The following is a 24,824-nucleotide window of genomic DNA, read 5'->3' as shown; positions in this document are numbered from 1 at the left end:
AGCTCATTAATGCTTTAACACCGTATGACTACAAGGTGGACTATTCTGATTTGAAACCAAGTAATTTTAAAAACATAAACGTTTGTTAAAAATACTTATGAGTGTGAGGGTCATATGGGGAAAAATATCATTGTGAGTGGAGCAGAGTTTATTTACCCCACTCAGTTCGGGACCATTATAGTCATTATTCCTGCCAAAAAACTTTCCGGGACCGGCCATGCGACTGTCAATGGATCAAAGGTGTGCCATGCGGGAGATGAAAAGCAAGCCGACGTGCTATCTGTGAGATATACGACAAGCACGGCGACAACCCCTGGGGATGCCAAAATTACCATTACAAAAGCGGAGACGGCTTCTGTTGTTACAAGCACTTCACCCGTAATCATTGGTGAAAAATGGACGGTGCTGTGCACCCCTCTTACCCCTGCCCATATTCCGGGTTTCGCACCCACACCGGTCCAGCCCCCAGCGTCGTCCGCAGATGGGTCCATCACCAACAACCCGAACTTATTTGTCACCGCCGAATAAATAGGGCTTGGTGGGAAGTTAGTTAAACCCCCAACTCCTGTGCAATCAACTGAAGCAGCTTTTGGGTATCAATCGGCTTGAGCAGAAAATCCACCACATTCAGGTGCATGGCTGCAATGGCATCTTTTACCCCGGCATCACCCGACATGATGATGATCGGCAGGCTGGCGCGTGTTGAAGCGCGGACCTTGCGGATCAGGTGCAAGCCATCATGGGGCACCATGCGCAAGTCGGTCAGTATCAGCCCGACCGAGTCGTCGGACGCGAGCAATGCCAACGCTTGCTGTTCATTGCTGGCGGTCAGGCATTTATAGCCTTCCTCCGTTAAAAGCTCTGCCAGCAGCTCGCGCTGTAATTGATCGTCTTCAACGATCAACACACTTTGCCGGGCGATGACCGGGGTGTGCATCACCTCGTTCAAGGCCTTGCGCTCTGCGTCGGTCAAAATATCATGTTCAGTCATGCCGCTCTCTACAGAACCCTGTCCGCTATTTTCTCAGCAGCGTAGTCGTTTATCTCGCGACCACGCCTCCTGTTCACTCAATGCGCTTATACCAAAGCCAGTGGCTTCAATCATCAAGTATCAAACCACACAAATGCCTCTAAACATTCAACATGTTAGCCCCCCTAGACTTACGTCCAATGGGCACCCGCGCGCAGACAAACGAGCATGAGGGGGTAGCAGCACCCTGGGCCGGCACACCCCGCCCCGTCATAACAACAAGGGTTAACCACCTACAACGCGGTAACGGTCATGAGTAAATCGGATGCGTTTCTCCAGGCGGGTAAAACAGCTGTATTGCAGAACATTCACGGCACTATGCAGTTCTTGCAGCGTTTTCCGCCCTTCAACCACATGGAAAACACCCACTTGGCGTTCCTGGTGGAACAATGCCAGCTGCGTTTCTATGGCCCCGGCGAAAGCATCATCCGACCAGCTGACGGGCCGGTAGAACATTTTTACATCGTCAAGCAAGGCCGGGTCGTGGGTGAACGTACTCATCTGGGCAGAGGCGATACCGAAACCACATTTGAAATTACGGCCGGGGAGTGCTTCCCCCTCGCAGCACTGTTGGGCGAGCGTGCTACCCGCACGGAACACCGTGCTGCTGAGGATACCTTTTGCCTGCAACTGGGCAAGGCCGCGTTCATCAAACTGTTCGCCCTGTCCGACGACTTCCGCGACTTTGCGCTGCGTGGTGTCAGCAGTTTACTCGACAAGGTCAACCAACAGGTTCAACAGAAAGCGGTACAGACCCTGGGGACTCAGTACTCCCTCAACACCCGCCTCGGCGAACTGGCGATGCGCCATCCCGTAACCTGTTTGCCCGGAACTTCCCTGCGCGAAGCCGTGCGCCTGATGCATGAACAACAAGTCGGCAGCATTGTCGTCGTCGATGCCGACAAAGCGCCGCTGGGCATCTTTACCCTGCGCGATCTGCGCCATGTAGTGGCCAGTGGTGTTGAGGACTTCGCCCAGGCTATCGATGTATTTATGACCCCGGGCCCGTTTTACCTGACCCCCGATCACAGCGCCTTCGATGCCGCCATCGCCATGACCGAGCGGCATATCGCCCACGTGTGTCTGGTCAAAAATCAGCGCCTGTGCGGCGTCGTGTCCGAGCGGGATTTGTTTTCATTGCAACGGGTCGATCTGGTGCATCTGGCTCGCACCATTCGTCACGCACCCAAGCTGGAGAACCTGATCAACCTGCGCGGCGAAATTGGCCAGTTGGTGGAGCGAATGCTGGCCCACGGCGCGTCTTCGACGCAGATCACCCACCTCATTACTCAGCTTAATGACCACACGGTGTGTCGCGTCATCGAGTTGGTGCTGGCTGACCGCGGCGACCCTGGCGTGCCGTTCACGTGGCTGTGTTTTGGCAGCGAAGGGCGACGCGAGCAAACCCTGCACACCGATCAGGACAACGGTATTTTTTTCGAGGCTAAAGACGCCACAGAAGCTGCCGAAATTCGCCAGCGCTTGCTGCCCATCGCTCAGCAAATTAACCAGCACCTGGCCGCCTGCGGTTTTACCCTGTGCCAGGGCAATATCATGGCCGGCAATCCTGAGCTGTGCTTGTCCCGTGCCGAATGGGCTCGACGCTTTGCAGCCTTTATCCGCGAAGCCACTCCCGAGAATCTGCTGGCCTCCAGCATTTATTTTGATCTGCGCGCCGTCTGGGGAGACGAACAAGGCTGCCAGCAGTTGCGCGCTGGCATCCTCGACCAAGTGGCCGACAATCGCCTGTTCCAGCGCATGATGGCTGACAACGCTTTGCGCCATCGCCCACCCGTGGGGCGCTTTCGGGAGTTTGTGCTGGAACGCAAAGGCAGTGACAAAGCCACACTGGACCTCAAAGTTCAGGGCCTTACGCCCTTTGTGGATGGCGCCCGCCTGCTGGCGCTGGCCCACGGCATTGAAGCGACTAACACCCTCGAACGCCTGCGCCAGCTGGTGTCGCTGGACGTCATCGAAGCGCTGGACGGTGCCGCCTATGAAGAGGCGTATCACTTTATCCAGCAAACCCGCATGCAACAGCACCAGTTACAAACCCGGGAGAACCGTCCGTATTCCAACCGGGTGGACCCCGACAACTTGAACCAGCTCGACCGGCGCATCCTGCGTGAGGCCCTGCGTCAGGCACAACGCCTGCAAAGCAGCCTGGCGTTGCGGTACCAGCTATGAGCTTCTGGTCGTGGTTTTTACCCGGTAAAAAACCGCTGCTGAGCCTTGAGCAACAACAACGCTTGCTGCAACTGCGGCCATCACCGGGGCTGAGCGAACGTTCATTGCGCCAACAGCGCTGGGTCGTGGTCGATCTGGAGACCAGCGGCCTGAATCTCAAGCGCGATCAAGTGCTGTCCATTGGCGCAATGGTGATTGAAGACGGCGCGATTGATCTGGGTCAGGCCTTTGAACGCACGTTAATGCGCACCCACATGCCGCTCAATCCCAGCGTATTGCTGCACGGTCTGGGCCCGAGTGCGATTGCCGCCGGTTGCGACCCTGTCGACGCCCTGCTCGACTTTATGGAATTTGTCGGTGACAGCCCGCTGCTCGCCTTCCATTCCCCGTTTGACCAACACATGCTCGGCCGTGCCCTTAAAGAAAGCCTGGATTATCGCTTGCAGCATCCTTTTATGGATGTCGCGGCACTGGCGCCCATGCTGTGCCCGCAGATCAACCTGCGCGAAGCCGGATTAGATGCGTGGATCAACCACTTCAACCTCCAGGTTGAAGAACGCCACAATGCTAGCGCCGACGCGCTGGCCACCGCGGAACTGGCCCTGATCCTGTTCAGCCGCGCCCGCGCCCAACACATCGACAGCCCCCAAGCCCTGCAACAGCAGCTAAACCAGTGGCAACGACGCAAACAGGTGCACAGCTTTTAATAAGTACCCCTGACCGTAGCCGCTGACGAAGGCTGCGTCCGGCTGCGCAGCAGTCGTGATACCTGTCACAGCGGTATACCGACAATACCCATACTCAGGTTTTACGACCGCTTCGCGCTCGAACGCAGCCTTCGGCAGCTGCTACGTATCCAAACAGCAAATGCCCTTTGCCATCCGATGAGCGTCAATTGCGCATGACCAATGGCTCTGACACAATCGCGAATAATTATCGTTAGTTAAAACTTGTATTCGGTGATGCCCTTGTCGTCAGTCCAAAATCCCCACAGCGAACTGGTTGGATCGCTTTACCGCGACCATCGCGGTTGGCTGCTGGCGTGGCTGCGACGCAATGTGGCCTGCCCACAGCGAGCCGAAGACCTGAGCCAAGACACCTTTGTGCGACTGCTGGGGCGCACCGACCTCAAGGCGCCCCGTGAGCCGCGGGCCTTTTTGACCGCCATCGCCAAAGGCCTGCTGTTTGACTACTTTCGCCGCGCTGCGCTGGAACAGGCTTACCTCAACGAACTGATGCAGGTTCCCGAAGCCGAACAGCCCTCGCCCGAAGAGCAGCAGTTGATCCTCGAAGACCTCAAGGCCATCGACGCAATGCTGGGCAAACTGTCGAGCAAGTCTCGCGCCGCCTTTCTTTATAGCCGCATAGAGGGTCTGAGCCACGCTGAAATTGCCGAGCGTCTTGGCGTATCCGTGCCCCGTGTGCGTCAGTACCTGGCCCAAGGTATCCGCCAGTGCTACATCGCTCTGTATGGCGAACCGGCATGAGTGCAGTCAGCTCAAAACCGGTGAGCGCCAAGGTTCTGGACGCCGCCATCGCCTGGCAATTGTGTCTGGACTGCGGCAACGGCAGTGCTGTGGAGCAGGCTGAATTCGCGGTCTGGTATGCCGCCAGTGAAGAACACGCCCGGGCCTGGTTGCAACTGGGCATGCTGGATCAACGTTTCAGCAACACCAGCATCCCGGCGCGCAAGGCGCTGTTGGCTCCTCGCGACGGGGTGCAGCAGCGGCTCCGTAAAATCAGCGGTGGGTTGGCCAGTGTTGCGCTGGTGTGCGGGCTGGCATTGTTCGCGGGTAAAAACTACCTGCAACTGGATTACTGGATGGCCGACCAACGCACCGCAACCGGGGAGCAGCGGCAATTACGTCTGGCCGATGGCACCGTACTGGACCTCAACACCCACAGTGCAGTTGACGTGCAATTTGATGCCAGCACCCGGCGAATCATCCTGCAAGAAGGTGAAATCATGGTCGAGACCGGCCATGGCGACCCCCGCCCTTTTATCGTACAGACCCGCGATGGCAGCCTGCGCGCCTTGGGCACCCGGTTTCTGGTCAAACGCGAAGACGACGGTACGCGGCTAAGCGTTTTGCAGTCGCAAGTAGCAGCGCAGCCTGAAAACAGTGGCAATGAAACGGTCTACAACGAAGGCCAGCAAGTGCTGATGCAGCGCGACAGATTGGGCCAGATGCTCGCGTTGAGCCCCGGCGCAGATGCCTGGACACGAGGCATGCTGGTGCTCGACAACGTACGTTTGGCCGACATGGTGAGCGAACTCAATCGCTATCACCGTGGGCATCTTGGCGTCGATCCCCAAGTGGCTGACTTGCGTATCAGTGGCAGCTTCGCACTGAACAACGTCGAACTGGCCCTCAACGCCCTGCAACCGACTTTACCGGTCAAGATCGAACAGGTGACGCCGTGGTGGGTCACTGTCAGCCCTGCCCCTCAAAATGCTGAATCGAAATAATTTTCAACACGCCCTATCACTTTTCGAATGTCATGCGGCAGATAGGCATTGAGAAACATTTCCATTCAGGAATACGCCGAATGTCCCGCACCCTCGACACGTTTTTGCGCCCCGGCCTGTTGGCCGCTGCCATTGCCCTGAGCGCCCCGTTGGCCAGCACCTCGCTGATGGCCGCCGAACAGACGACTGCTCGCACCTACAACCTGCCTGCTGGCTCGCTGTCCACGACCCTGAACCAGATTGCCAGCCAATCAGGCATCACCCTGGCGATTGACCCGACGCTGGTCGCAGGCAAAACCTCGGCCCCCGTCAGCGGCACATTCGAGGGCAGCACGGCATTGCGTGAAGCGTTACGCGGGACGGGGTTGCAGTTAGTGCCCGGAAGCGGTGGCAGCTTTACCCTGATTACCATCCCACAAGGGGTCGTGGCACTTGAAGCAACCACTATCAGTGGTCAAGGCAGCTATGAAAGCGCATGGGGCCCCGTAGACGGCTACCTCGCTCAACGTACAGCAGCAGGCACCAAAACCGACACGTCTCTGCTTGAAGCCCCGCGTTCAATCTCCGTTGCCACTCGCAGTCAGATGCAGGATCGGGCAGTACAGAATCTGGATGATGCAGTGCGCTACATGCCGGGTGTCACGGCCAGTAGCTATGGGAGCGATAGCCGTTCGGAATGGCTGAAAGTGCGCGGCTTTGAACCGACTCAATTCCTTGATGGCTTACCGTTACCTAAAGGTTCTTACACCATGCCGAAGCTGGAAACATGGGATCTAGAGCGTGTCGCTCTGCTCCGTGGCCCGGCATCTTCGGTATACGGCCAGACACCTGCTGGCGGCTTGTTGGACATGGTCAGTCGCCGCCCCCAAGAAACTTCCAGCCACGAAGTACAGATTCAAGTTGGCAGCTATCAGCGCAAGCAGATCAGCTTCGACAGCACCGGCCCAATTGATGACGAAGGGCGTTTCCTGTATCGCGTCAGCGGTGTTGTACGTGACAGTAATACGGCTATCGATCACAACGAAGACAAGCGCTACAACATTGCGCCCAGTCTGACCTGGAACATCGACGAAGACACCAAGCTGACGTTCCTCAGTCAGTTCAACCGCGATGACACTGGGATTACCAGTCAGTTTTTGCCGATTCAGGGCACAAAAGTAGACTCACCTGCCGGCAATGTGAAATACCACGAAAACTTGGGTGATCCGAAGTGGGAGTTCTATGACAAAACCTATTACGCTCTCGGCTACGCTTTTGAGCATCGTTTCAATGATGTCTGGCAATTCAATCAGAACCTCCGTTACACCAAAAGTGACTTGTCCTTTCAAGGCATCACCGCAGGCGGCTACTACGGCTCGGTTGCCGACGATGGCACCGTGCAGCGTGGGGCCAACATCGTAAATGAAGACATCAGTCAGTTCGCCGTGGACAACAATTTCCAGGCCGACTTCAACACAGGCAAACTCCAGCACACCGTACTGATCGGCCTAGACCATCAACGCGTCAACACCAATTACAAGTGGGAATACGGTGCCGCACCGCCCAGCAACATCATCAACCCGATTTACGGGCAAGATTTCAGCAACGTCAAATACACCGCTTACAACGATTACAATCAGAAAACACGAGATACCGGCCTTTACCTGCAAGACCAAATGGCACTTGATAACTGGCGGTTGACCTTGGGTGGGCGTCAAGACTGGTTGCACACCGATACTACGTTCTACAACGAGAATAATGCTCGCGACAAACGTGACGACACCGCCTTCACCGGCAATGCCGCGCTGAGTTACGTATTTGATTCCGGGTTCACGCCTTATGTGTCATATGCCGAATCGTTCCAGGCAGAACCGGGTGGTTTCGGTGGCAAAGCGTTCAAGCCGGGAACCGGCAAACAATACGAACTGGGCCTCAAATACCAACCACCGGGCAGCTCAATGCTGTTTACTGCTGCGTTGTATGACCTAACCCGCAAAAACATCGTGTTGAGTGACACATTGGGTGTCAGCCGACCGCTGGGCGAAGCCAATGTTCGGGGTGTAGAGCTGGAAGCAGTCGGCAACGTGACAGACAACCTGAAACTGACAGCCGCCTATACCTATGCCAACACCAAAATGACCAAAGTGTCCGACCCGCTGGACAAGAACCGTCCCTTGCCGCTGACACCTGAACATCAAGCGTCGATCTGGGCGGACTACACATGGCACAAAGGTACGTTGGAAGGGTTTGGTGTAGGCTTTGGTGCACGCTACATCGGTGAAACCGACAATATCGCCATAGGTAGCATGGCCTACGTGCCGGATGCCTCATATGGTCATACAGACGCCTACACCGTCTACGATGCAGCGGTGCATTACGACCTCGGAAAAATCAACAAATCGCTTAAAGGCGCAACAGTTTCGCTAAACGCCAACAATGTTTTCGACAAGGAATACTTGTCGACCTGCGATGGTTTTTACTGCTACTACGGCGACCGCCGCAACGTGATGGCCAGTGTAAATTACACGTGGTAAATCGGTTTCTTTAGCTGCTGACGCAGGCTGTGACGGGTTGCCCGCAATCCATTGTGGAGGTCCTCAATACCTTCTTGCAGCCTTCGCCAGAGGCTAAGAGTCAATGCACACCTGCGTCAACTTTGGATTTTCATGAAAAGCAAAACGATCCGTCGCTGGTCTTTTATTCACACTTGGACCAGCCTGATTTGCACCGCGTTTTTGCTGATGCTGGCATTGACCGGCCTGCCCTTGATTTTTTCCCATGAAATCGACCACGTGCTGGGCGACAGCCCCGAGTTGCGGGAGATGCCGGCCAATACGCCGCACCTGAACCTGCAACAGCTGGTAGACGCGGCCAAAGCCCATCGCCCCAATGACGTGATGCAGTACTTCGGCAGTGACGACGACGACCCCAACGCGGTGTTTGCCATCATGGCTGCAACGGCCGGCACCGAACCGAATTCGTCGCACACCTTCATGCTCGATGCCCGCACCGGCGAAGCGCTGGAAGTGCCTTCGGCCAACGGCGGCCTGATGATGTTCATTCTGCGCCTGCACGTGGACATGTTTGCCGGTTTACCGGGCAAACTGTTGCTGGCCTTTATGGGTATTTTGTTTGTACTGGCGATCGTCTCCGGCACGGTGCTGTACTTGCCGTTTATGCGCCGTCATGAATTTGCCACGGTGCGCACTGACAAATCCAGGCGCCTGCGCTGGCTCGACCTGCACAACCTGCTCGGCGTGGTCACCCTGACGTGGGCGCTGGTGGTGGGCGTGACCGGGGTGATCAGCGCCTGCGCAGACTTAATCATCGATGCCTGGCGCAACGATAGCCTCAACGCGATGATCGAACCCTATCGCGATGCGCCGCCGCTGACCCAACTGGCACCCGCCACCCGCCTACTGGATATTGCCAACCGTGCGGCGCCCGATATGCGCCCGGATTTTATCGCCTTCCCTGGCACACGGTTTTCCAGCGAGCACCATTACGCGGTCTTTATGAAAGGCAACACGCACCTGACCGCCCACTTGCTGACCCCGGTTTTGATCGACGCCAGCACCCTTGAAGTTACAGCCGTGGGTGGTCGCCCGTGGTACATGGACGCGATGGGCATGTCACAGCCGCTGCACTTTGGCGACTACGGTGGCATGGCAATGAAAATCCTCTGGGCGGCACTCGACCTGTTGACCATCGTGGTGCTCGGCAGTGGTTTGTATTTGTGGTGGGTACGACGCCGCGCCGCCAGGGAGAACGCACGATGAGACCGCGTCAGTCGAGCTTCTGGAAAGTGTTTTCCATTCCACTGGCGATTGGTCTGGTCAGTCTGATGGGCCTGTTCAGTGCGCTCCTGGGCGATGGTGCCTGGGACGTGCTGAGCTGGATTGGCCTGGGGATACCGGTGTGGATAAGCGTTCAGGGGTTGCTTAAGCGCTGATTGAGCCCTTTACCCTCACCCCAACCCTCTCCCAGAGGGAGAGGGGGCTTAATTGAGGGTGCCGTCAATTATGTGCTCACTGCAGATCAGCTCCCTCTCCCTCTGGGAGAGGGGGCTTAATCGGGGGTGCCGTCAATTATGTGCTAACTGCAGATCAGCTCCCTCTCCCTCTGGGAGAGGGGGCTTAATCGGGGGTGACATCAATTATGTGCTCACTGCAGATCAGCTCCCTCTCCCTCTGGGAGAGGGGGCTTAATCGGGGTGACGTCAATTATGTGCTCACTGCAGTTCAGCTCTCTCTCCCTCTGGGAGAGGGGGCTTAATCGGGGGTGCCGTCAATTATGTGCTCACTGCAGTTCAGCTCCCTCTCCCTCTGGGAGAGGGTTGGGGTGAGGGCTGACTTGATCAACAATCAGGTTTGTCCGCCGTATACCGACGCGCTGGGTTGACCGCTGCGCCAAACTCACGCAAGGCCTTTGCACCAATCAACAGCGGGTAGTTGAAGCTGCTGCGGTCGGTGAGGTTGACCTCCACCGTGCGCTTCACATTGCCCAGGCACATTTCCAGATCGACCACCGGACGTTTGGCACTCACCGCTTCGTCCTTGTCTTCGTCTTCGTCTGCGCGGCTTTTGATTTTGCTGATACGCGACACTTTGTGTTCATACACTTTGCTGCTCGCGCCATCAGTCGCTAATTGAAAGCTCACCCACTCATCACCGTCGCGGGTGAAGGTCTTGATGTTTTTGGCCGACAACGAGGCGGTCAACGCACCGGTGTCCATCTTGGCCTTAAGGGTTTCGCCGATCTCCGGCAGCTTGATGTACTCGTAACGCCCATAGAGGGTCGGCTCGGCAGCCATCACCGGCAACGCCAACAGGGACAACACGGCGAGAACAGACTTCATAGGGCAGTTTCCTTTAAAGAGTGCTGGTTAGACCCCAAGAATAAATTAGGTTCGCAGCCAGCGGCAGTGGTTACAACAGCAACATAACCGAGCAGCCGTGAAACATTTGTCGGCTTGTCTGATTTGGCGTTCGCCGCGTGTCTGCTTATGATGGCCAGTTCCTAATCGCTCAAGAGTTCTTTATGCGCCGCCTGCTCACCGGCTGTCTGGTCACCCTGTTATTGCTGTGCAACACCCTGATCCTGTTCGGGCCATTGATGCTGTTTGCCTTGCTCAAACTCATCTCACCGGGGCGTCTGCGCGATTACAACTCGTGGGCCGTGATGTGGATTGCCGAAACCTGGTCAGAGATCGACAAACGTATTTTCGCCCTGTGCCTGCCCACACAATGGGATATCCGTGGGGCCGAGGGTTTGAGCCGCAACACGTCATATCTGGTGATCAGCAACCATCAGTCGTGGGTGGATATTCCGGCGTTGATGCAAGGGCTGAACCGACGCACGCCGTTCTTCAAATTCTTCTTGAAAAAAGAACTGATCTGGGTGCCCTTTCTGGGGCTTGCCTGGTGGGCGCTCGATTACCCGTTCATGAAGCGCTACTCCAAGGCGTTTTTAGCCCGGCACCCTGAGCTCAAGGGGCAAGACTTGAAAATCACCCGGGCGGCCTGCGAGTTGTTCAAGCGCCAGCCCGTCACCATCGTCAACTACCTGGAAGGCACACGCTTTACCCCGACCAAACGTGCACAGCAACAATCGCCCTACACCTATCTGCTCAAACCCAAAGCAGGTGGCGTGGCCTTTGTGTTGGCTGCGATGGGCGAACAGCTGGATGCCGTGCTCGACGTCACCGTGGTCTATCCGCAAGCAAGAATTCCGGGGTTTTGGGACTTGATCAGCGGGCAAGTGCCCAAGGTCATCGTTGATATACAGACGCGCGAATTAGACCCGGCGCTGTGGAAGGGTGACTACGAAAACGATCCGCAGTTTCGTGAGCATGTCCAGAGCTGGGTCAACCAGCTCTGGATCAAGAAAGACCAGCGCATCAGCACCTTGCGTGCCGAGCGTGATTAGCCTTTAAACGCCCCAGGCGCTGCTTAGCTTGCTCAGCAGCGAGGTGCTGACGTTCTGCCCTTTGAAATAGTCCAGCAACACCGGCGCAAACTTGGCAACCATGCCGTCTTGCATGCCCAGGGCGCTAAACGCAGCGTTCAATTGGTCGGTGTTAGCCACGTTGCTCACAGCGTTGGTAGCAGTCTCGGACACACCGCTGGACTTGCCCAACAGGCCGCCCAATTGGCTCAGTTGGCCCAAGGCACCGTTGCCCGCCAGCTTGTTAACGCCAGGCACTTGCTTGGCCAGCTCGGAATAGTCGCTGGTCGTCAGCTGGTTTTTTGCCAGGCTCAACATCGCACCAACACCACCGGCCGCTTGCTCAGGCTTAACACCCAGCTCATTGACCTTGCTCAGCAACTGAACAGCCTGCGCCGACTTGTCAGTCGTGGCGCCATTACCATTTGCACCTTGCACCTGAGCAGCGATACCCGCCACGTCACTCATGCTGAAACCAGCAAACACCGGGCTTGCAGCCACGGTCATCAAGGTTGCCAGTGCTACGCCGCTCAATTTTTTCATCGTAAAAGCCTCTAGAACCAAAAAGCCGCCCGCAAACCAAAGAGCGACAAAACTGTGAGTTTGACCCAAAACACCGGCAGATGTTCCCAAATGCCACTATTGGATCAAACGGCGCGCAATCTTAAATGAAATACACGGAAGCTGCGGCATGCCCGCCCATCAGTCCTGCCAGCTATACACATGGCAGGCGCCAGTGAATGCTAAACGCCCTCTGGACCTGCATTTCGGAACGCCTTATGTCCCCTCTCAGCCAAAAAACTGTCCGCCGTTTTTTCTACGATCCTCTGGATCGGTTCGTCAGCACTAATGCCACGCTGCTCTTCTACAACCAAACCCGTCTCGCAACCGAGGTTGAAGGCGAACGTACAAACCGACTGTTTGAATACGACGCGCAACCGCTGGCGCTTCAACAAAACGGTACCACTTGCACATTACTGGCCACAGACATGCAAACGTCTGTGCTGCAGAGCGTCCGTACGGACTGCTCTCAACAGGCACTCGCCTATACACCCTACGGCCATCAAAAGGATTTAAAAACGCTGCCCGGCATGTGTGGCTTCAACGGCGAGCGACCTGACCCGTTGACCGGGCATTATTTATTGGGCCAGGGTTATCGAGCGTTCAACCCGGTATTGATGCGATTTAACAGCCCCGACAATTTAAGTCCGTTTGCTGAAGGCGGGATCAATGCGTATGCGTATTGCGGGGGTGATCCCCTCAACAGGGTCGACCCTACAGGGCACTTTTTTTCTAAAATTAATCGACTAATTGACATTGGCATTATTAAAGCCAAGGCTGCTTTGACGGGCGGCCACGTCAAGAAAGTCCATAAATTAACGCGACTGTCCGAAGGCATCATCGCGTTTGAAGACACTTACAAGAATATGCCGAGAATGAATTTTGCAGGTCACAGTCAACGTAGCGAAGGATCAGTGCGCTTAATATTTGATGAGTCTCAATCCATCGACGCAAGATCGCTGGTGAATTTGGCAGCCAACAAAGGTATTGATGTCAAAAACTATAATTACTTACGCATTATTATGTGTCATTCCGCCAAAGGAGACAGCAGGTCATTTGGCGCTACTTTGCACACCATAACCGGCCGCCCTGTTAAATCCTATATGGGGACTGTCTCAACCAACTACCCCGAGTTGCTCGTTCCAAAACTGAAGATTGGGGAAACCTCCACTAAAAGCAGCATCATACACACCCGTAAAAATAAGAATCTGTGGAGATATCTACCCAAGGGTTTAAAAAAAAACTATCAGCCTGTCACCTTTGGTACAGCAATCAGAACCGCCTAGCGCATTACCGCTATCGACCTAATGCCCCTGAAGTCAACTAACTCAAATCCTCTCAACATCAACAGCTATACAGCCAAGATTTTGCGATAGAAGCTAAAAGCATCTCTCCTATAAATAGACTATGCACATGCCTCCTAAAAAATATTCGCGCCTATTTTTATATGATTCATTAGACAGAGTGACAGGCGTCAACGCCACGCAGCTCTTCTACAACCAAACCCGTCTCGCAACCGAGGTTGAAGGCGAACGTACAAACCGACTGTTTGAATACGACGCGCAACCGCTGGCGCTTCAACAAAACAGTACCACTTGCACATTACTGGCCACAGACATGCAAACGTCTGTGCTGCAGAGCGTCCGTACGGACGGCACTCAACAGGCACTCGCCTATACACCCTACGGCCATCAAAAGGATTTAAAAACGCTGCCCGGCGTGTGTGGCTTCAACGGCGAGCGACCTGACCCGTTGACCGGGCATTATTTATTGGGCCAGGGTTATCGAGCGTTCAACCCGGTATTGATGCGATTTAACAGCCCCGACAATTTAAGTCCGTTTGCTGAAGGCGGGATCAATGCGTATGGGTATTGTGGGGGGGGATCCCATCAACAGGGTCGACCCAACAGGGCATTTTTTTTCTAAAGTTTCTCGGCTATTGAATCGTGGGTTTTTGAAAGCAGACGCTTTTTTTACGGGAAGCCATGTCAAGAAAGTTCATAAATTAACCAGACTCTCCGATGGCATTATCGCGTTTGAAGACACCTTCAAGAACAAGCGGAGATTGAATTTTGTGGGCCACGGCCAAATGAGCAATGGAAAAGCGCGAATGCTGTTTGATGAATCTCAACCCATTGACGCTTGGTCGCTTGTAAACTTGACAGGCAACAATGGCATAGAGGTGAAAGATTATAGTTACTTGCGTACTATTATGTGCAATTCCGCCACCGGCGACAGCCAGTCATTTGGTGCCACCCTGCACGCCATCACCGGCCGCCCTGTTAAGTCTTTTAAGGGAATAGTAAATGCCTCTGACCCCGACAAACTCATTCCACCCCTGAAGCCGGGGGAAATGTCCACTCACAACAGCCTAATACAGATCGGCAAAAACAAAAACCTGTGGAGGTATGCCCCAAAGGGTTTAAAGGATAATTATGAGCCTGTCACCTTTGGTACAGAGATCCGAACAGCCTAGTGCAATGCCTCCATATACCTCATCACCATGAGCACATAACAACTTCAAATACTCTCAACATCAACAGCTATACAGCCAAGATTGTGCGATAGAAGCTAAAAGCATCTCTCCTATAAGTAGACTATGCACATGCCTCCTAAAAAATATTCTCGCCTGTTTTTATATGATTCATTAGACAGAGTGACAGGCGTCAATGCCACGCTGCTCTTCTACAACCAAACCCGTCTCGCAACCGAGGTTGAAGACGAACGTACAAACCGACTGTTCGAATACGACGCACAACCTTTAGCGCTTCAACAAAACGGTACCACTTGCACATTACTGGCCACAGACATGCAAACGTCTGTGCTGCAGAGCGTCCGTACGGACGGCACTCAACAGGCACTCGCCTATACACCCTACGGTCATCAAAGGTATTTAAAAACGCTGCCCGGCGTGTGTGGCTTCAACGGCGAGCGACCTGACCCGTTGACCGGGCATTATCTATTGGGCCAGGGTTATCGAGCGTTCAACCCGGTATTGATGCGATTTAACAGCCCCGACAATTTAAGTCCGTTTGCTGAAGGCGGGATCAATGCGTATGCGTATTGCGGAGGTGATCCTGCAAACAAAGTTGATCCGACGGGACATATTCCAATACCACCAAAACTTTCAAAACTTATAGTCCGTTTAAAAACACCGGCATGGACAACAAGAAACAGCGTGGTCACGCTTGCGAATACTCAACCTTTATCAAGAGTCGGCTCAAACACGTCGTTAACTGAATTTGGTTCCCGGTCACTTTCGAACTCACCTTCCGGCTCACTTTCAGATGTTTCACTCGATACGATTACCCCTCGCACAAGTCAGAACTTGATAGAGCCTTCAGGGTCCGTACCCAATACACCACCCGTTCAACGCCAAAGGCGTGCAGGCATAAATCTTCAACCCGGTGACGAGATGTATGAAGCCCTCAGGGCTCATTTTGGGGTGACCAACCGCGCTTCAACCACGAGTCAAAATAGTATTGCCCGCCAACAATCGACACCGCGCTGGCAGCAACAGAGTCTACCGCCACCCTCTTATAATGAAGCCACCAGCCCACCCAGTTACTACAATGCCGTTATATTATCGCCTCATTCAAATCGCCCCAAGCCGCCTTTATCTGAGGGCAAGCGTGACAACATTAGAGCCGTCGACTAAACAAACGCCCTTCTGTGAGTAAATTTTCATCTCAAATTTTCAGCACTCCGCTCGTCCCGGAGTGCTGTTTTTCAGCGGCTCTTACTGACTGAACAACCGGTGCGGATCAATCACAAACTTCTTCGGCACCCCGGCATCAAATTCGCCATAGCCGCGCGGCGCATCGTCCAGGCTAATCACTTCGACGCCGACAATATCGGCAATCTTGATCCGGTCCCACATGATCGCCTGCATCAGTTGGCGGTTGTACTTCATCACCGGTGTCTGGCCCGTATGGAAGCTGTGGGACTTGGCCCAGCCCAGTCCGAAGCGGATGCTCAAGCTGCCCATTTTCGCAGCAGCGTCCACGGCTCCCGGATCTTCAGTCACATACAGCCCCGGAATACCAATTTTGCCCGCCACCCGTACCACACCCATCAGTGAGTTGAGCACAGTGGCGGGCGCTTCGTGTTTAACCCCGTCATGGCCATGACCACGGGCTTCAAAGCCCACCGCATCAACCGCACAATCTACTTCCGGCTCACCCAGTAACTCGGCAATTTGCTCGTGCAACGGGGTGTCTTTGGACAGATCGGCAATTTCAAACCCCTGCGCCTTGGCGTGGGCCAGACGGATCGGGTTCACATCACCGACTATCACCACTGCCGCGCCGAGCAAGCGCGCCGAAGCCGCGGCAGCCAGCCCAACCGGGCCGGCACCGGCGATATACACCGTGCTGCCCGGCCCCACGCCCGCAGTCACTGCGCCGTGGTAGCCGGTGGGTAGAATGTCGGAGAGGCAGGTCAGATCGCGGATTTTTTCCATCGCTGCATCGCGGTCAGGCAGTTTGAGCAGATTGAAATCGGCATACGGCACCAATACATATTCAGCCTGGCCGCCGACCCAATCGCCCATGTCCACGTAACCATAGGCGCCGCCGGGACGGGCCGGGTTGACGGTCAGGCACACGCCAGTGTTTTGCTCCTTGCAACTGCGGCAGCGCCCGCACGCCACGTTGAACGGCACCGACACCAAATCGCCGACCTTCAAATGTTCCACATCACGCCCGGCTTCAATCACCTCGCCAGTGATCTCATGGCCCAGCACCAGCCCGGTTTGCGCCGTGGTGCGCCCCCGCACCATGTGCTGATCGGAACCACAGATATTGGTCGACACCACACGCAGAATCACGCCGTGGTGAATGGGTTTGCCTTGAGGGTTTTGCATCTTCGGAAAAGGAATGCTCTGCACTTCAACCTGGCCATTGCCCAGGTACACCACACCGCGATTGTCAGCCATCGAGTTCACCCTTGTTATTGTTGGAGGGGGGATCGACAGCGGTACGCCGCAAGCCGATCTGCCTGCAGCTTAGAACCTGTGCCGGTGATCAGAGGACCACCGTACGACCTCCATTTAGGAAAACGCGCCGTTCGATGTGATAACCCACTCCTCGTGCCAAGGTCTGGGCTTCAATATCGCGGCCTTTGGCGATCAAGTCTTCGGGGTAGTGGCTGTGATCGACCACCTCAACGCCTTGCGCAATGATCGGGCCTTCGTCCAGGTCGTTGTTGATGTAGTGCGCGGTCGCCCCCACCAGCTTGACCCCTTTCTCGTAGGCCTGGTGATAGGGCTTGGCACCCTTGAAGCCGGGCAGCAGTGAGTGATGGATGTTGATCGCTTTGCCGTCCAGCTTGCGGCACAGCTCGGGTGACAGCACTTGCATGTAGCGCGCGAGAATGACCAGTTCGGCGCCGGTGTCTTCGATCACTTGCCACACCTTGGCCTCTTGCGCGGGTTTGTTGGCCGGGTCGAGGGCAAAGTGGTGGTAGGGAATGCCGTGCCATTGGGCCAGGGGTTCGAGGTCCGGGTGATTGGACACCACGGCCACCACGTCCATCGACAATTGGCCGATGCGCTGGCGGTAAAGAAGGTCGTTGAGGCAGTGATCGGCCTTGGACACCATGATCACCACTTTAGGGCGATGGTGCGGGGGCGTCAGTTCGAAGGTCATGCCGAAGGCCTGGCTACGCTCCTGCAAGCCGGCGCGGAACTCACCTTCGTTGAACCCGTCAGGCTGGCGGAACTCGACCCGAATAAAAAAGCGACCGGAGCGCTGGTCATCAAAGGAATGGTGCTCGGTGACGTAGCAACGGTGTTCGAACAAGTAACGCGTCACCGCATCCACGGTGCCCAGCATGCTTGGGCAATCGGCGGTGAGAATCCAGGTGTCGGGGGCACGGCTCATGAGGGAGTCCCTTGTAGTTTTGATATGAAACGCAAAAGCCCCTCACCCTAACCCTCTCCCAGAGGGAGAGGGGACTTAGAGCAAAAGCAAATGTATGCAACGCCACACATTAGCCCCCTCTCCCTCCGGGAGAGGGTTGGGGTGAGGGCCGGCCTTCACTCAGGCCTCAACGCTCAGCCCAAACTCAGCTGCCGCATCCTGCAACCATAGCCACCAATACTCCGAAAAGCTGCGCCGAATCAGCAGCTCCCATGTGTCTTCAGCGGTGTGGCGAATCACCAACTGCGACTTGGCAAACACCGTGCCCACTGCTTTACCCACCGCAAAGTTGTCCGGGTGCACGTCATAACTGGTGGACTTCATCAGCACCTCGCGCACCTTCGGCCCGCTCAGTTCCAGCAACTGCTGGCCGCCACTGACGTTGACCACAGAAATATGCAGTCCCGCCAGCGCCGCCCGCAGCGCTTGCTCCGCGGCAAACTCTTGCCCACCGGGAACGATCAGCAACCATTCATCAGGCCCCATCCATTGCAACGAAGAGTCACCTTTAGCCACCAAACTCAAAGCCACCGGTAATTCCAGGCCCAGCGCCTTGTGCACACCTTCGGCAAAAGCCGGGTCCTTGGCATCGCCGCGCAGGGTCAAATGGCCCAGCAGTTTTTTCTCGCGCACCGTTACACCGGGGTTTTGCCGGCCTTTGCCGATCAGCTTCGAAAGGTCGGTGTGGTGCAACGACGATTCGGCTTTTGCACCCGGCTCCGGGCGTTGTTGGTAAACATTGGCTGTGGTCATGTGATCACCCATTCAAATATTCTGCCGTTCGCCTTTCGGGTCGAAGAACACCGAAGACACAATTTCAGCTTCGATCACGCTGCCATCCACTTGAGGCGAGAACACCCGCTCGCCGATGCGCTTGAGCCCACCCTTGACCACACCCATCGCAAACGAATACCCCAACGAGTTGTGGGCGTAGCTGGATGTCACGTGGCCGACCATCGTCATCGGGATCGCTTGTTTGGGATCGAACACCAGCTGCGCGCCCTCCGGCAGCCATTTGCCCGGATCAATCGGCTTGAGGCCCACCAGTTGCTTGCGCTGCTCACGTACACAGTCTTCGCGGTTCATGCCGCGCCAGCCGATCCACGAAAACGGTTTGGTGCGGCCCACACACCAGCCCATGTTCAAATCGTCCGGGGTCATGGAGCCGTCGGTGTCCTGACCGACGATGATGAAACCCTTCTCGGCACGCAGCACGTGCATGGTTTCGGTGCCATACGGCGTCAGGTTGTACGCCTTACCCGCCTCGACAATTTTCTCCAGCACGCCCATCGCGTAGTCAGCCTGGATATTGACCTCGTAAGACAGTTCGCCGGTAAATGAGATACGGAACACCCGCGCCGGCACACCGCCGACCAGGCCTTCTTTCCACGTCATAAACGGAAACGCTTCACGGTCCAGATCAATGTCAGTCACTTCGCTCAGCAGCTTGCGGCTGTTAGGGCCAGACAAGGTCAGCGTCGCGTAATGGTCGGTGACAGAGGTGAAATACACCTTCAACTCCGGCCATTCGGTCTGTTGATAAATTTCCAGCCACTGCAACACACGGGCCGCGCCGCCCGTGGTGGTGGTCATCACAAAATGGTTGTCGGCCAAACACGCGGTCACGCCGTCATCGAAGACCATGCCGTCTTCTTTGCACATCAGCCCGTAACGGGCTTTGCCCACGTCGAGTTTGGTCCACGCGTTGGTGTAGACACGGTTGAGAAACTCTCGCGCATCCGGACCTTGAATGTCGATTTTGCCCAGTGTGGACGCATCCAGAATGCCGACGCTGTCACGCACCGCCTTGCATTCGCGCTGCACTGCCGCCTGCATATCTTCGCCGTTGCGCGGGAAGTACCACGGGCGCTTCCATTGGCCGACATCTTCAAACTCGGCACCTTGCTTGACGTGCCAGGCTTGCAGCGCGGTGTAGCGCACCGGCTCAAAGATATGCCCGCAATGACGCCCCACAATCGCGCCAAACGTCACCGGCGTGTAGTTGGGGCGGAACATGGTGGTGCCCATTTGTGCAATGGTCACGTTCAGCGAGCGAGCGGCAATCGCCAGCCCGTTGACGTTGCCCAGCTTGCCCTGATCGGTGCCAAACCCCAGCGCGGTATAGCGTTTAACGTGCTCCACCGACTCAAACCCTTCACGGGTCGCCAGCTCGATGGCCGCTGCGGTGACGTCGTTTTGCAAGTCGACAAATTGCTTCGGTGCCCGCGCCGTGCCTTTTTCATGGGGCACATGGAACAGCGCCAACGTCGCTTCTTCGTAATGATTCAGGGCCTTGGGCAGCACGCCCTCGACCGCCTTGAACCCCGCTTCGCTGGCCGCACGCACACCGCCTTCAAAGCCATCGGCCAGGCTGTCGCCCAAGCCATACACGCCGTTGATGCCGCCTACACACACGCGCTTTTGCGGCGCGTCGCCGGGGACAAAACCGAGAATATCTTCACGCCAGGTCGGCTTGCCGCCCAAGTGAGAAGCCAAATGCACCACCGGGCTGTAGCCCCCCGACGTGGCCACCAAATCGCACTCCAGCCATTCGCCGGGGCTGGTCACGCTGTTCTGTTTAAGATCAATCGCCGCCACCCGCGCAGCGGTCACGTGCTTACTGCCGCGCGCTTCAATCACTGCACTGCCGGTCAGAATGCGGATGCCCTTGGCCCGTGCTTCTTCGACCAGCGCACCCCGTGGATTACCCCGAGCATCGGCCACTGCCACCACGTTTCGACCTGCATCGAGCCAGTCCAACGCCACGCGATAGGCGTGATCATTGTTGGTGCTCAGCACCAGTTTTTTGCCCGGTGCCACGCCATAGCGACGGACATACGTCGACACCGCCCCCGCCAGCATATTGCCCGGCACGTCGTTGTTGCCGTACACCAGCGGGCGCTCACACGCCCCCGTCGCCAGCACCACGCGCTTGGCGCGCACCCGGTGCAGACGCTGACGCACCTGGCCAATCGGCGCCCGGTCACCCAGATGGTCAGTCAGGCGTTCGTGAATGGTCAGAAAGTTATGGTCGTGATAGCCGTTCACCGTCGCCCGAGGCAACAGCACTACATCCGGTAGCGCTGTGAGTTCAGCCATCACCTCAGCCACCCAGTCCATCGCCGGTTTGCCGTCCAGGCTTTCACGGCTGTCGAGCAGACTGCCGCCAAACTCCTCCTGCTCATCCGCCACGATCACTCGCGCACCGCTGCGAGCCGCTGCCAAAGCCGCCGCCAACCCGGCAGGCCCGGCGCCGACAACCAGCACGTCGCAATGGTGGTTCATGTTGTCGTAGGTGTCAGGATCATTCTGGGTCGGCGAGCGGCCCAGCCCGGCCGCCTTACGGATGTACTTTTCGTATGTCATCCAGAACGACTGCGGGTACATAAAGGTTTTGTAGTAGAAGCCCGGCGGCATCAATTTGCCGCCGACCTTGCCAAGAATGCCCATCACGTCATTGTTGACGTTCGGCCAGCCATTGGTGCTGGTGGCCACCAGACCTTGATACAAGGCTTGCTGGGTGGCGCGCACGTTGGGGATTTGTGTCCCTTCAGTGGCGCCAATCTGCAGCACCGCATTGGGCTCTTCAGCGCCTGCGGCATAGATACCCCGGGGGCGGGAGTATTTAAAGCTGCGGCCGATCACGTCCACGCCATTGGCCAGCAATGCAGCCGCCAGTGTGTCGCCTTCGTAGCCTTTGTACGATTGGCCATTGAAGGTGAATGTCAGCACTTTGGTGCGATCGACGCGGCCGCCGTTGGGCAAGCGATGGGTCTGAGTCATACCTTTTCTCCCTGCTCGCGGGTGGCGGTTGGCGCGACGGGCGCGGCCTGTTCGGTGAACTGCGGCTGGGTGCCGATCAGGTAGGTTTCAAGAATCTCGTACGTCACGGTGTTGCGCGTGGCGTTGAAAAACTGACGGCAACCGGCCACGTGGTTCCACAGCTCGTGATGCAGGCCACGCGGGTTATCGCGGAAGAACATGTAATCGCCCCACTCCTTGTCGGTGCAGGCATTGGGATCGAGCGGGCGCGGAATGTGCGCCTGGCCACTGGCGTGAAATTCTTCTTCGGAGCGCAGTTCGCCGCAATGAGGACAGAAGATATGCAACATGGGTGATTCTCCTGTTAGTGCGCGACCGCGGCAGCGCCGTGTTCGTCAATAAGGGCGCCGTTGTAAAACCGGTCAATGGAAAACGGTGCCGCCAGCGGGTGCATTTCGCCTTTGGCCAAACTGGCGGCAAACACGTTGCCCGAGCCCGGTGTGGCCTTGAAGCCACCCGTGCCCCAGCCGCAGTTGAAGAACAAATTCGGCACCGGGGTTTTGGAGATGATCGGGCAGGCATCCGGGGTGGTGTCGACGATGCCGCCCCATTGGCGGTTCATGCGCACGCGGGACAACACCGGAAACATTTCCACAATCGCCTGAATGGTGTGCTCGATCACCGGGTATGACCCGCGCTGACCGTAGCCAACCCAGCCGTCGATACCGGCACCAATGACCAGGTCACCCTTGTCGGATTGGCTGATATAACCGTGCACGGCGTTGGACATGATCACGCTGTCGATAATCGGCTTGATCGGCTCAGAGACCAACGCTTGCAGCGGGTGCGATTCAATGGGCAAACGAAAGCCGGCCTGACGCGCCATATGCCCCGAGTTACCGGCCGTGACCACGCCCACGCGCTTGGCACCAATAAAACCCTTGCTGGTTTCAACACCGATGCACACGCCGTTTTCTTTGCGAAAACCCAGCACTTCGGTTTGCTGAATCAAGTCCACGCCCAGTGCATCCGCGGCACGGGCAAAGCCCCAGGCCACGGCATCGTGTCGGGCCACGCCGCCGCGCCGTTGCACAGTGGCGCCGATAATCGGGTAGCGGGTATTTTTGGAGCAATCGAGGTAGGGAATTTCGTCCGCCACTTGCTTGCCATTGAGCAGCTCACCGTCCACCCCGTTAAGGCGGTTGGCGCTGACCCGGCGCTCGGAGTCGCGCATGTCTTGCAAGGTGTGACACAGGTTGTAGACACCGCGCTGGGAAAACATCACGTTGTAGTTCAAGTCTTGCGACAGACCTTCCCACAACTTCATCGCGTGTTCGTACAGATGCGCCGACTCGTCCCACAAATAGTTGGAACGCACGATGGTGGTGTTGCGCGCGGTGTTACCCCCGCCCAACCAGCCTTTTTCGACCACGGCCACATTGGTGATGCCGTGCTCTTTGGCCAAGTAATAAGCCGTGGCCAACCCGTGACCGCCACCGCCGACAATGATCACGTCATACACCTTTTTCGGGGTCGGTGTGCGCCACATCTTCTGCCAGTTTTCGTGGTGGCTGAGGGAGTGTTTGAAGAGGCCGAAGCCTGAGTACCGTTGCATAGGGATTACTCCAAAACCGCGCTCAGCGATAAACCGGAAAGTCTTTGCACAGCGACGTCACCTGACGCGCCACATCGGCCTCGATATCGGCATCGCCGAGGTGATCGAGGATGTCGCACATCCAGCCTGCCAGCTCCGTGCACTGCGCTACTTTGAAACCGCGGGTCGTGACCGCCGGGGTGCCGATACGCAGGCCCGAAGTCACAAACGGCGATTGCGGGTCGTTGGGCACTGCGTTTTTATTCACCGTGATATGGGCCCGGCCCATTGCGGCGTCAGCGTCTTTGCCGGTCAGGCCCTGACGGATCAGGCTGACCAGAAACAGATGGTTGTCCGTGCCGCCCGATACCACGTCATAGCCGCGTTTGATAAACACATCGGCCATCACCTGAGCATTGTCGATGACCTGTTTTTGATAGGTTTTAAAGCCTGGCTCCAGCGCCTCTTTAAAGCACACCGCCTTGGCCGCGATCACGTGCATCAACGGGCCGCCCTGCCCGCCGGGGAACACCGCTGAATTGAATTTCTTCTCCAGCGCTTCATTGGCCTTGGCCAGAATCAGCCCGCCGCGAGGCCCGCGCAGGGTTTTGTGGGTGGTGGTGGTCACGACATCCGCGTAGGGCAGCGGGTTCGGGTACAGGCCCGCCGCCACCAGACCGGCAACGTGGGCCATATCGACAAACAGATAGGCACCGACTTTGTCCGCAATCTGACGAAAACGTGGGAAGTCGAGGGTTTTGGAGTAAGCCGAAAAGCCGGCAATGATCATCTTCGGTTGATGCTCGACGGCGAGTCGCTCCACCTCGTCGTAATCAATCAAACCGGTGGCGGTGTCGATACCGTACTGCACCGCGTTGTACAGCTTGCCGGAGAAGCTGACACTGGCGCCGTGGGTCAAATGCCCGCCGTGGGCCAGACTCATGCCCAGCACCGTATCGCCCGCATTCAGCAATGCCAGATACACCGCCGCGTTGGCCTGACTGCCGGAGTGCGGCTGCACGTTGGCGTAATCGGCCCCGAACAACTGCTTGGCGCGGTCGATGGCCAACTGCTCGACTTTATCCACATGCTCACAACCGCCGTAATAGCGCTTGCCGGGGTAGCCTTCGGCATACTTGTTGGTCAGGCCGCTGCCTTGTGCCTCCATCACCCGCTGACTGGTGTAGTTTTCCGAAGCGATCAACTCAATATGGTCTTCCTGACGCTGATCTTCGGCCTTCATCGCGGCCAACAAAGCGTCGTCGTAACCCTGAATCTGATCCTGCTTGCTGAACATGACGATTCTCCCAGCGCCAGCGCGCCCTTGGTCTGTGGGGCTATAGCCCGTTGAGACCGATGGTAGGGCGGGTGCGC

The 24,824-nt window shown here is 56.6% G+C and carries 23 protein-coding genes; 13 read left to right on the top strand and 10 right to left on the bottom strand.

Annotated elements, in window-relative coordinates; translation table 11 throughout:
- The first annotated feature begins 114 nt into the window (after positions 1–114).
- The gene (locus FJD38_RS14775; RefSeq protein WP_146385952.1) at positions 115–528 is read left to right on the top strand and encodes a hypothetical protein; all 414 of its coding nucleotides are present in this window, start codon (positions 115–117) and stop codon (positions 526–528) included.
- 22 nt (positions 529–550) lie between these two features.
- On the opposite strand, the gene FJD38_RS14770 is transcribed toward FJD38_RS14775, so the two are convergent.
- Complete coding sequence (locus FJD38_RS14770) at positions 551–991, bottom strand: response regulator (RefSeq protein ID WP_122784128.1); 441 nt, start codon at positions 989–991, stop codon at positions 551–553.
- A 291-nt stretch (positions 992–1,282) separates the two neighbouring features.
- On the opposite strand from FJD38_RS14770, the gene FJD38_RS14765 reads away from it, so the two are divergent.
- From FJD38_RS14765 to FJD38_RS24545, 7 genes are all read left to right on the top strand, one after another.
- Complete coding sequence (locus FJD38_RS14765; RefSeq protein ID WP_146385950.1) at positions 1,283–3,217, top strand: putative nucleotidyltransferase substrate binding domain-containing protein; 1,935 nt, start codon at positions 1,283–1,285, stop codon at positions 3,215–3,217.
- A complete protein-coding gene (locus tag FJD38_RS14760; protein WP_122784126.1) occupies positions 3,214–3,924 on the top strand; it encodes a 3'-5' exonuclease in 711 nt (236 codons plus the stop codon). The genes FJD38_RS14765 and FJD38_RS14760 overlap by 4 nt, the downstream gene beginning before the upstream one ends.
- Positions 3,925–4,179: 255 nt before the next feature.
- A complete protein-coding gene (locus FJD38_RS14755) occupies positions 4,180–4,704 on the top strand; it encodes an RNA polymerase sigma factor (RefSeq protein WP_167654272.1) in 525 nt (174 codons plus the stop codon).
- Positions 4,701–5,687, top strand: coding sequence for a FecR domain-containing protein (locus FJD38_RS14750; RefSeq protein ID WP_146385948.1), 987 nt, complete (start codon positions 4,701–4,703; stop codon positions 5,685–5,687). The genes FJD38_RS14755 and FJD38_RS14750 overlap by 4 nt, the downstream gene beginning before the upstream one ends.
- Positions 5,688–5,767: 80 nt before the next feature.
- The gene (locus FJD38_RS14745; protein ID WP_146385946.1) at positions 5,768–8,200 is read left to right on the top strand and encodes a TonB-dependent siderophore receptor; all 2,433 of its coding nucleotides are present in this window, start codon (positions 5,768–5,770) and stop codon (positions 8,198–8,200) included.
- A 132-nt stretch (positions 8,201–8,332) separates the two neighbouring features.
- Entirely contained in the window at positions 8,333–9,445 is a 1,113-nt protein-coding gene (locus tag FJD38_RS14740) for a PepSY-associated TM helix domain-containing protein (RefSeq protein WP_146385944.1), read from the top strand.
- Complete coding sequence (locus FJD38_RS24545) at positions 9,442–9,618, top strand: hypothetical protein (protein ID WP_167654271.1); 177 nt, start codon at positions 9,442–9,444, stop codon at positions 9,616–9,618. Before FJD38_RS14740 ends, FJD38_RS24545 begins: the two co-directional genes overlap by 4 nt.
- A gap of 405 nt (positions 9,619–10,023) precedes the next feature.
- On the opposite strand, the gene rloA2 is transcribed toward FJD38_RS24545, so the two are convergent.
- Positions 10,024–10,524: a retropepsin-like aspartic peptidase RloA2 gene (gene rloA2 / locus FJD38_RS14735; protein WP_122784122.1), complete on the bottom strand. Its 501-nt coding sequence runs from the start codon at positions 10,522–10,524 to the stop codon at positions 10,024–10,026.
- A gap of 182 nt (positions 10,525–10,706) precedes the next feature.
- On the opposite strand from rloA2, the gene FJD38_RS14730 reads away from it, so the two are divergent.
- Positions 10,707–11,594, top strand: a complete 888-nt coding sequence (locus tag FJD38_RS14730) for an acyltransferase (RefSeq protein ID WP_146386100.1) — start codon at positions 10,707–10,709, stop codon at positions 11,592–11,594.
- A gap of 3 nt (positions 11,595–11,597) precedes the next feature.
- Here FJD38_RS14730 and FJD38_RS14725 read toward each other — a convergent pair whose 3' ends face one another.
- Entirely contained in the window at positions 11,598–12,155 is a 558-nt protein-coding gene (locus FJD38_RS14725) for a DUF2780 domain-containing protein (protein WP_122784120.1), read from the bottom strand.
- A 236-nt stretch (positions 12,156–12,391) separates the two neighbouring features.
- On the opposite strand from FJD38_RS14725, the gene FJD38_RS14720 reads away from it, so the two are divergent.
- The 4 genes from FJD38_RS14720 to FJD38_RS14710 all read left to right on the top strand — a co-directional run bounded on the left by FJD38_RS14720 (position 12,392) and on the right by FJD38_RS14710 (position 15,831).
- Positions 12,392–13,459: an RHS repeat-associated core domain-containing protein gene (locus FJD38_RS14720; RefSeq protein WP_146385942.1), complete on the top strand. Its 1,068-nt coding sequence runs from the start codon at positions 12,392–12,394 to the stop codon at positions 13,457–13,459.
- A 127-nt stretch (positions 13,460–13,586) separates the two neighbouring features.
- Positions 13,587–14,099, top strand: coding sequence for an RHS repeat-associated core domain-containing protein (locus FJD38_RS24775; RefSeq protein ID WP_244302733.1), 513 nt, complete (start codon positions 13,587–13,589; stop codon positions 14,097–14,099).
- Positions 14,032–14,649 carry a hypothetical protein gene (locus FJD38_RS24770; RefSeq protein WP_244302732.1) on the top strand — a complete coding sequence of 206 codons (618 nt, stop codon included), beginning with the start codon at positions 14,032–14,034 and terminating at the stop codon, positions 14,647–14,649. Before FJD38_RS24775 ends, FJD38_RS24770 begins: the two co-directional genes overlap by 68 nt.
- A 129-nt stretch (positions 14,650–14,778) precedes the next feature.
- Positions 14,779–15,831, top strand: a complete 1,053-nt coding sequence (locus FJD38_RS14710) for an RHS repeat-associated core domain-containing protein (RefSeq protein WP_244302731.1) — start codon at positions 14,779–14,781, stop codon at positions 15,829–15,831.
- A gap of 81 nt (positions 15,832–15,912) precedes the next feature.
- Here FJD38_RS14710 and fdhA read toward each other — a convergent pair whose 3' ends face one another.
- From fdhA to glyA, 7 genes are all read right to left on the bottom strand, one after another.
- Entirely contained in the window at positions 15,913–17,109 is a 1,197-nt protein-coding gene (gene fdhA, locus FJD38_RS14705) for a formaldehyde dehydrogenase, glutathione-independent (protein WP_122784117.1), read from the bottom strand.
- An 88-nt stretch (positions 17,110–17,197) separates the two neighbouring features.
- Entirely contained in the window at positions 17,198–18,055 is an 858-nt protein-coding gene (purU, locus tag FJD38_RS14700; protein ID WP_122784116.1) for a formyltetrahydrofolate deformylase, read from the bottom strand.
- 159 nt (positions 18,056–18,214) lie between these two features.
- Positions 18,215–18,847 carry a sarcosine oxidase subunit gamma gene (locus tag FJD38_RS14695; RefSeq protein ID WP_122784200.1) on the bottom strand — a complete coding sequence of 211 codons (633 nt, stop codon included), beginning with the start codon at positions 18,845–18,847 and terminating at the stop codon, positions 18,215–18,217.
- Between the two features lie 12 nt (positions 18,848–18,859).
- The gene (locus tag FJD38_RS14690; protein WP_146385938.1) at positions 18,860–21,877 is read right to left on the bottom strand and encodes a sarcosine oxidase subunit alpha; all 3,018 of its coding nucleotides are present in this window, start codon (positions 21,875–21,877) and stop codon (positions 18,860–18,862) included.
- Positions 21,874–22,206, bottom strand: coding sequence for a sarcosine oxidase subunit delta (locus FJD38_RS14685; protein WP_122784114.1), 333 nt, complete (start codon positions 22,204–22,206; stop codon positions 21,874–21,876). Before FJD38_RS14685 ends, FJD38_RS14690 begins: the two co-directional genes overlap by 4 nt.
- Positions 22,207–22,220: 14 nt before the next feature.
- Positions 22,221–23,471, bottom strand: coding sequence for a sarcosine oxidase subunit beta (locus FJD38_RS14680; RefSeq protein ID WP_122784113.1), 1,251 nt, complete (start codon positions 23,469–23,471; stop codon positions 22,221–22,223).
- Between the two features lie 22 nt (positions 23,472–23,493).
- Complete coding sequence (gene glyA / locus FJD38_RS14675) at positions 23,494–24,747, bottom strand: serine hydroxymethyltransferase (protein WP_122784112.1); 1,254 nt, start codon at positions 24,745–24,747, stop codon at positions 23,494–23,496.
- Between the last annotated feature and the right edge of the window lie 77 nt (positions 24,748–24,824).

It is taken from the genome of Pseudomonas saxonica (genome assembly GCF_007858365.1).
Lineage (GTDB): Bacteria > Pseudomonadota > Gammaproteobacteria > Pseudomonadales > Pseudomonadaceae > Aquipseudomonas > Aquipseudomonas saxonica.
The sequence above is the reverse complement of the archived record's forward strand: the minus strand, read 5'-3'. Positions and strand labels throughout refer to the sequence as shown.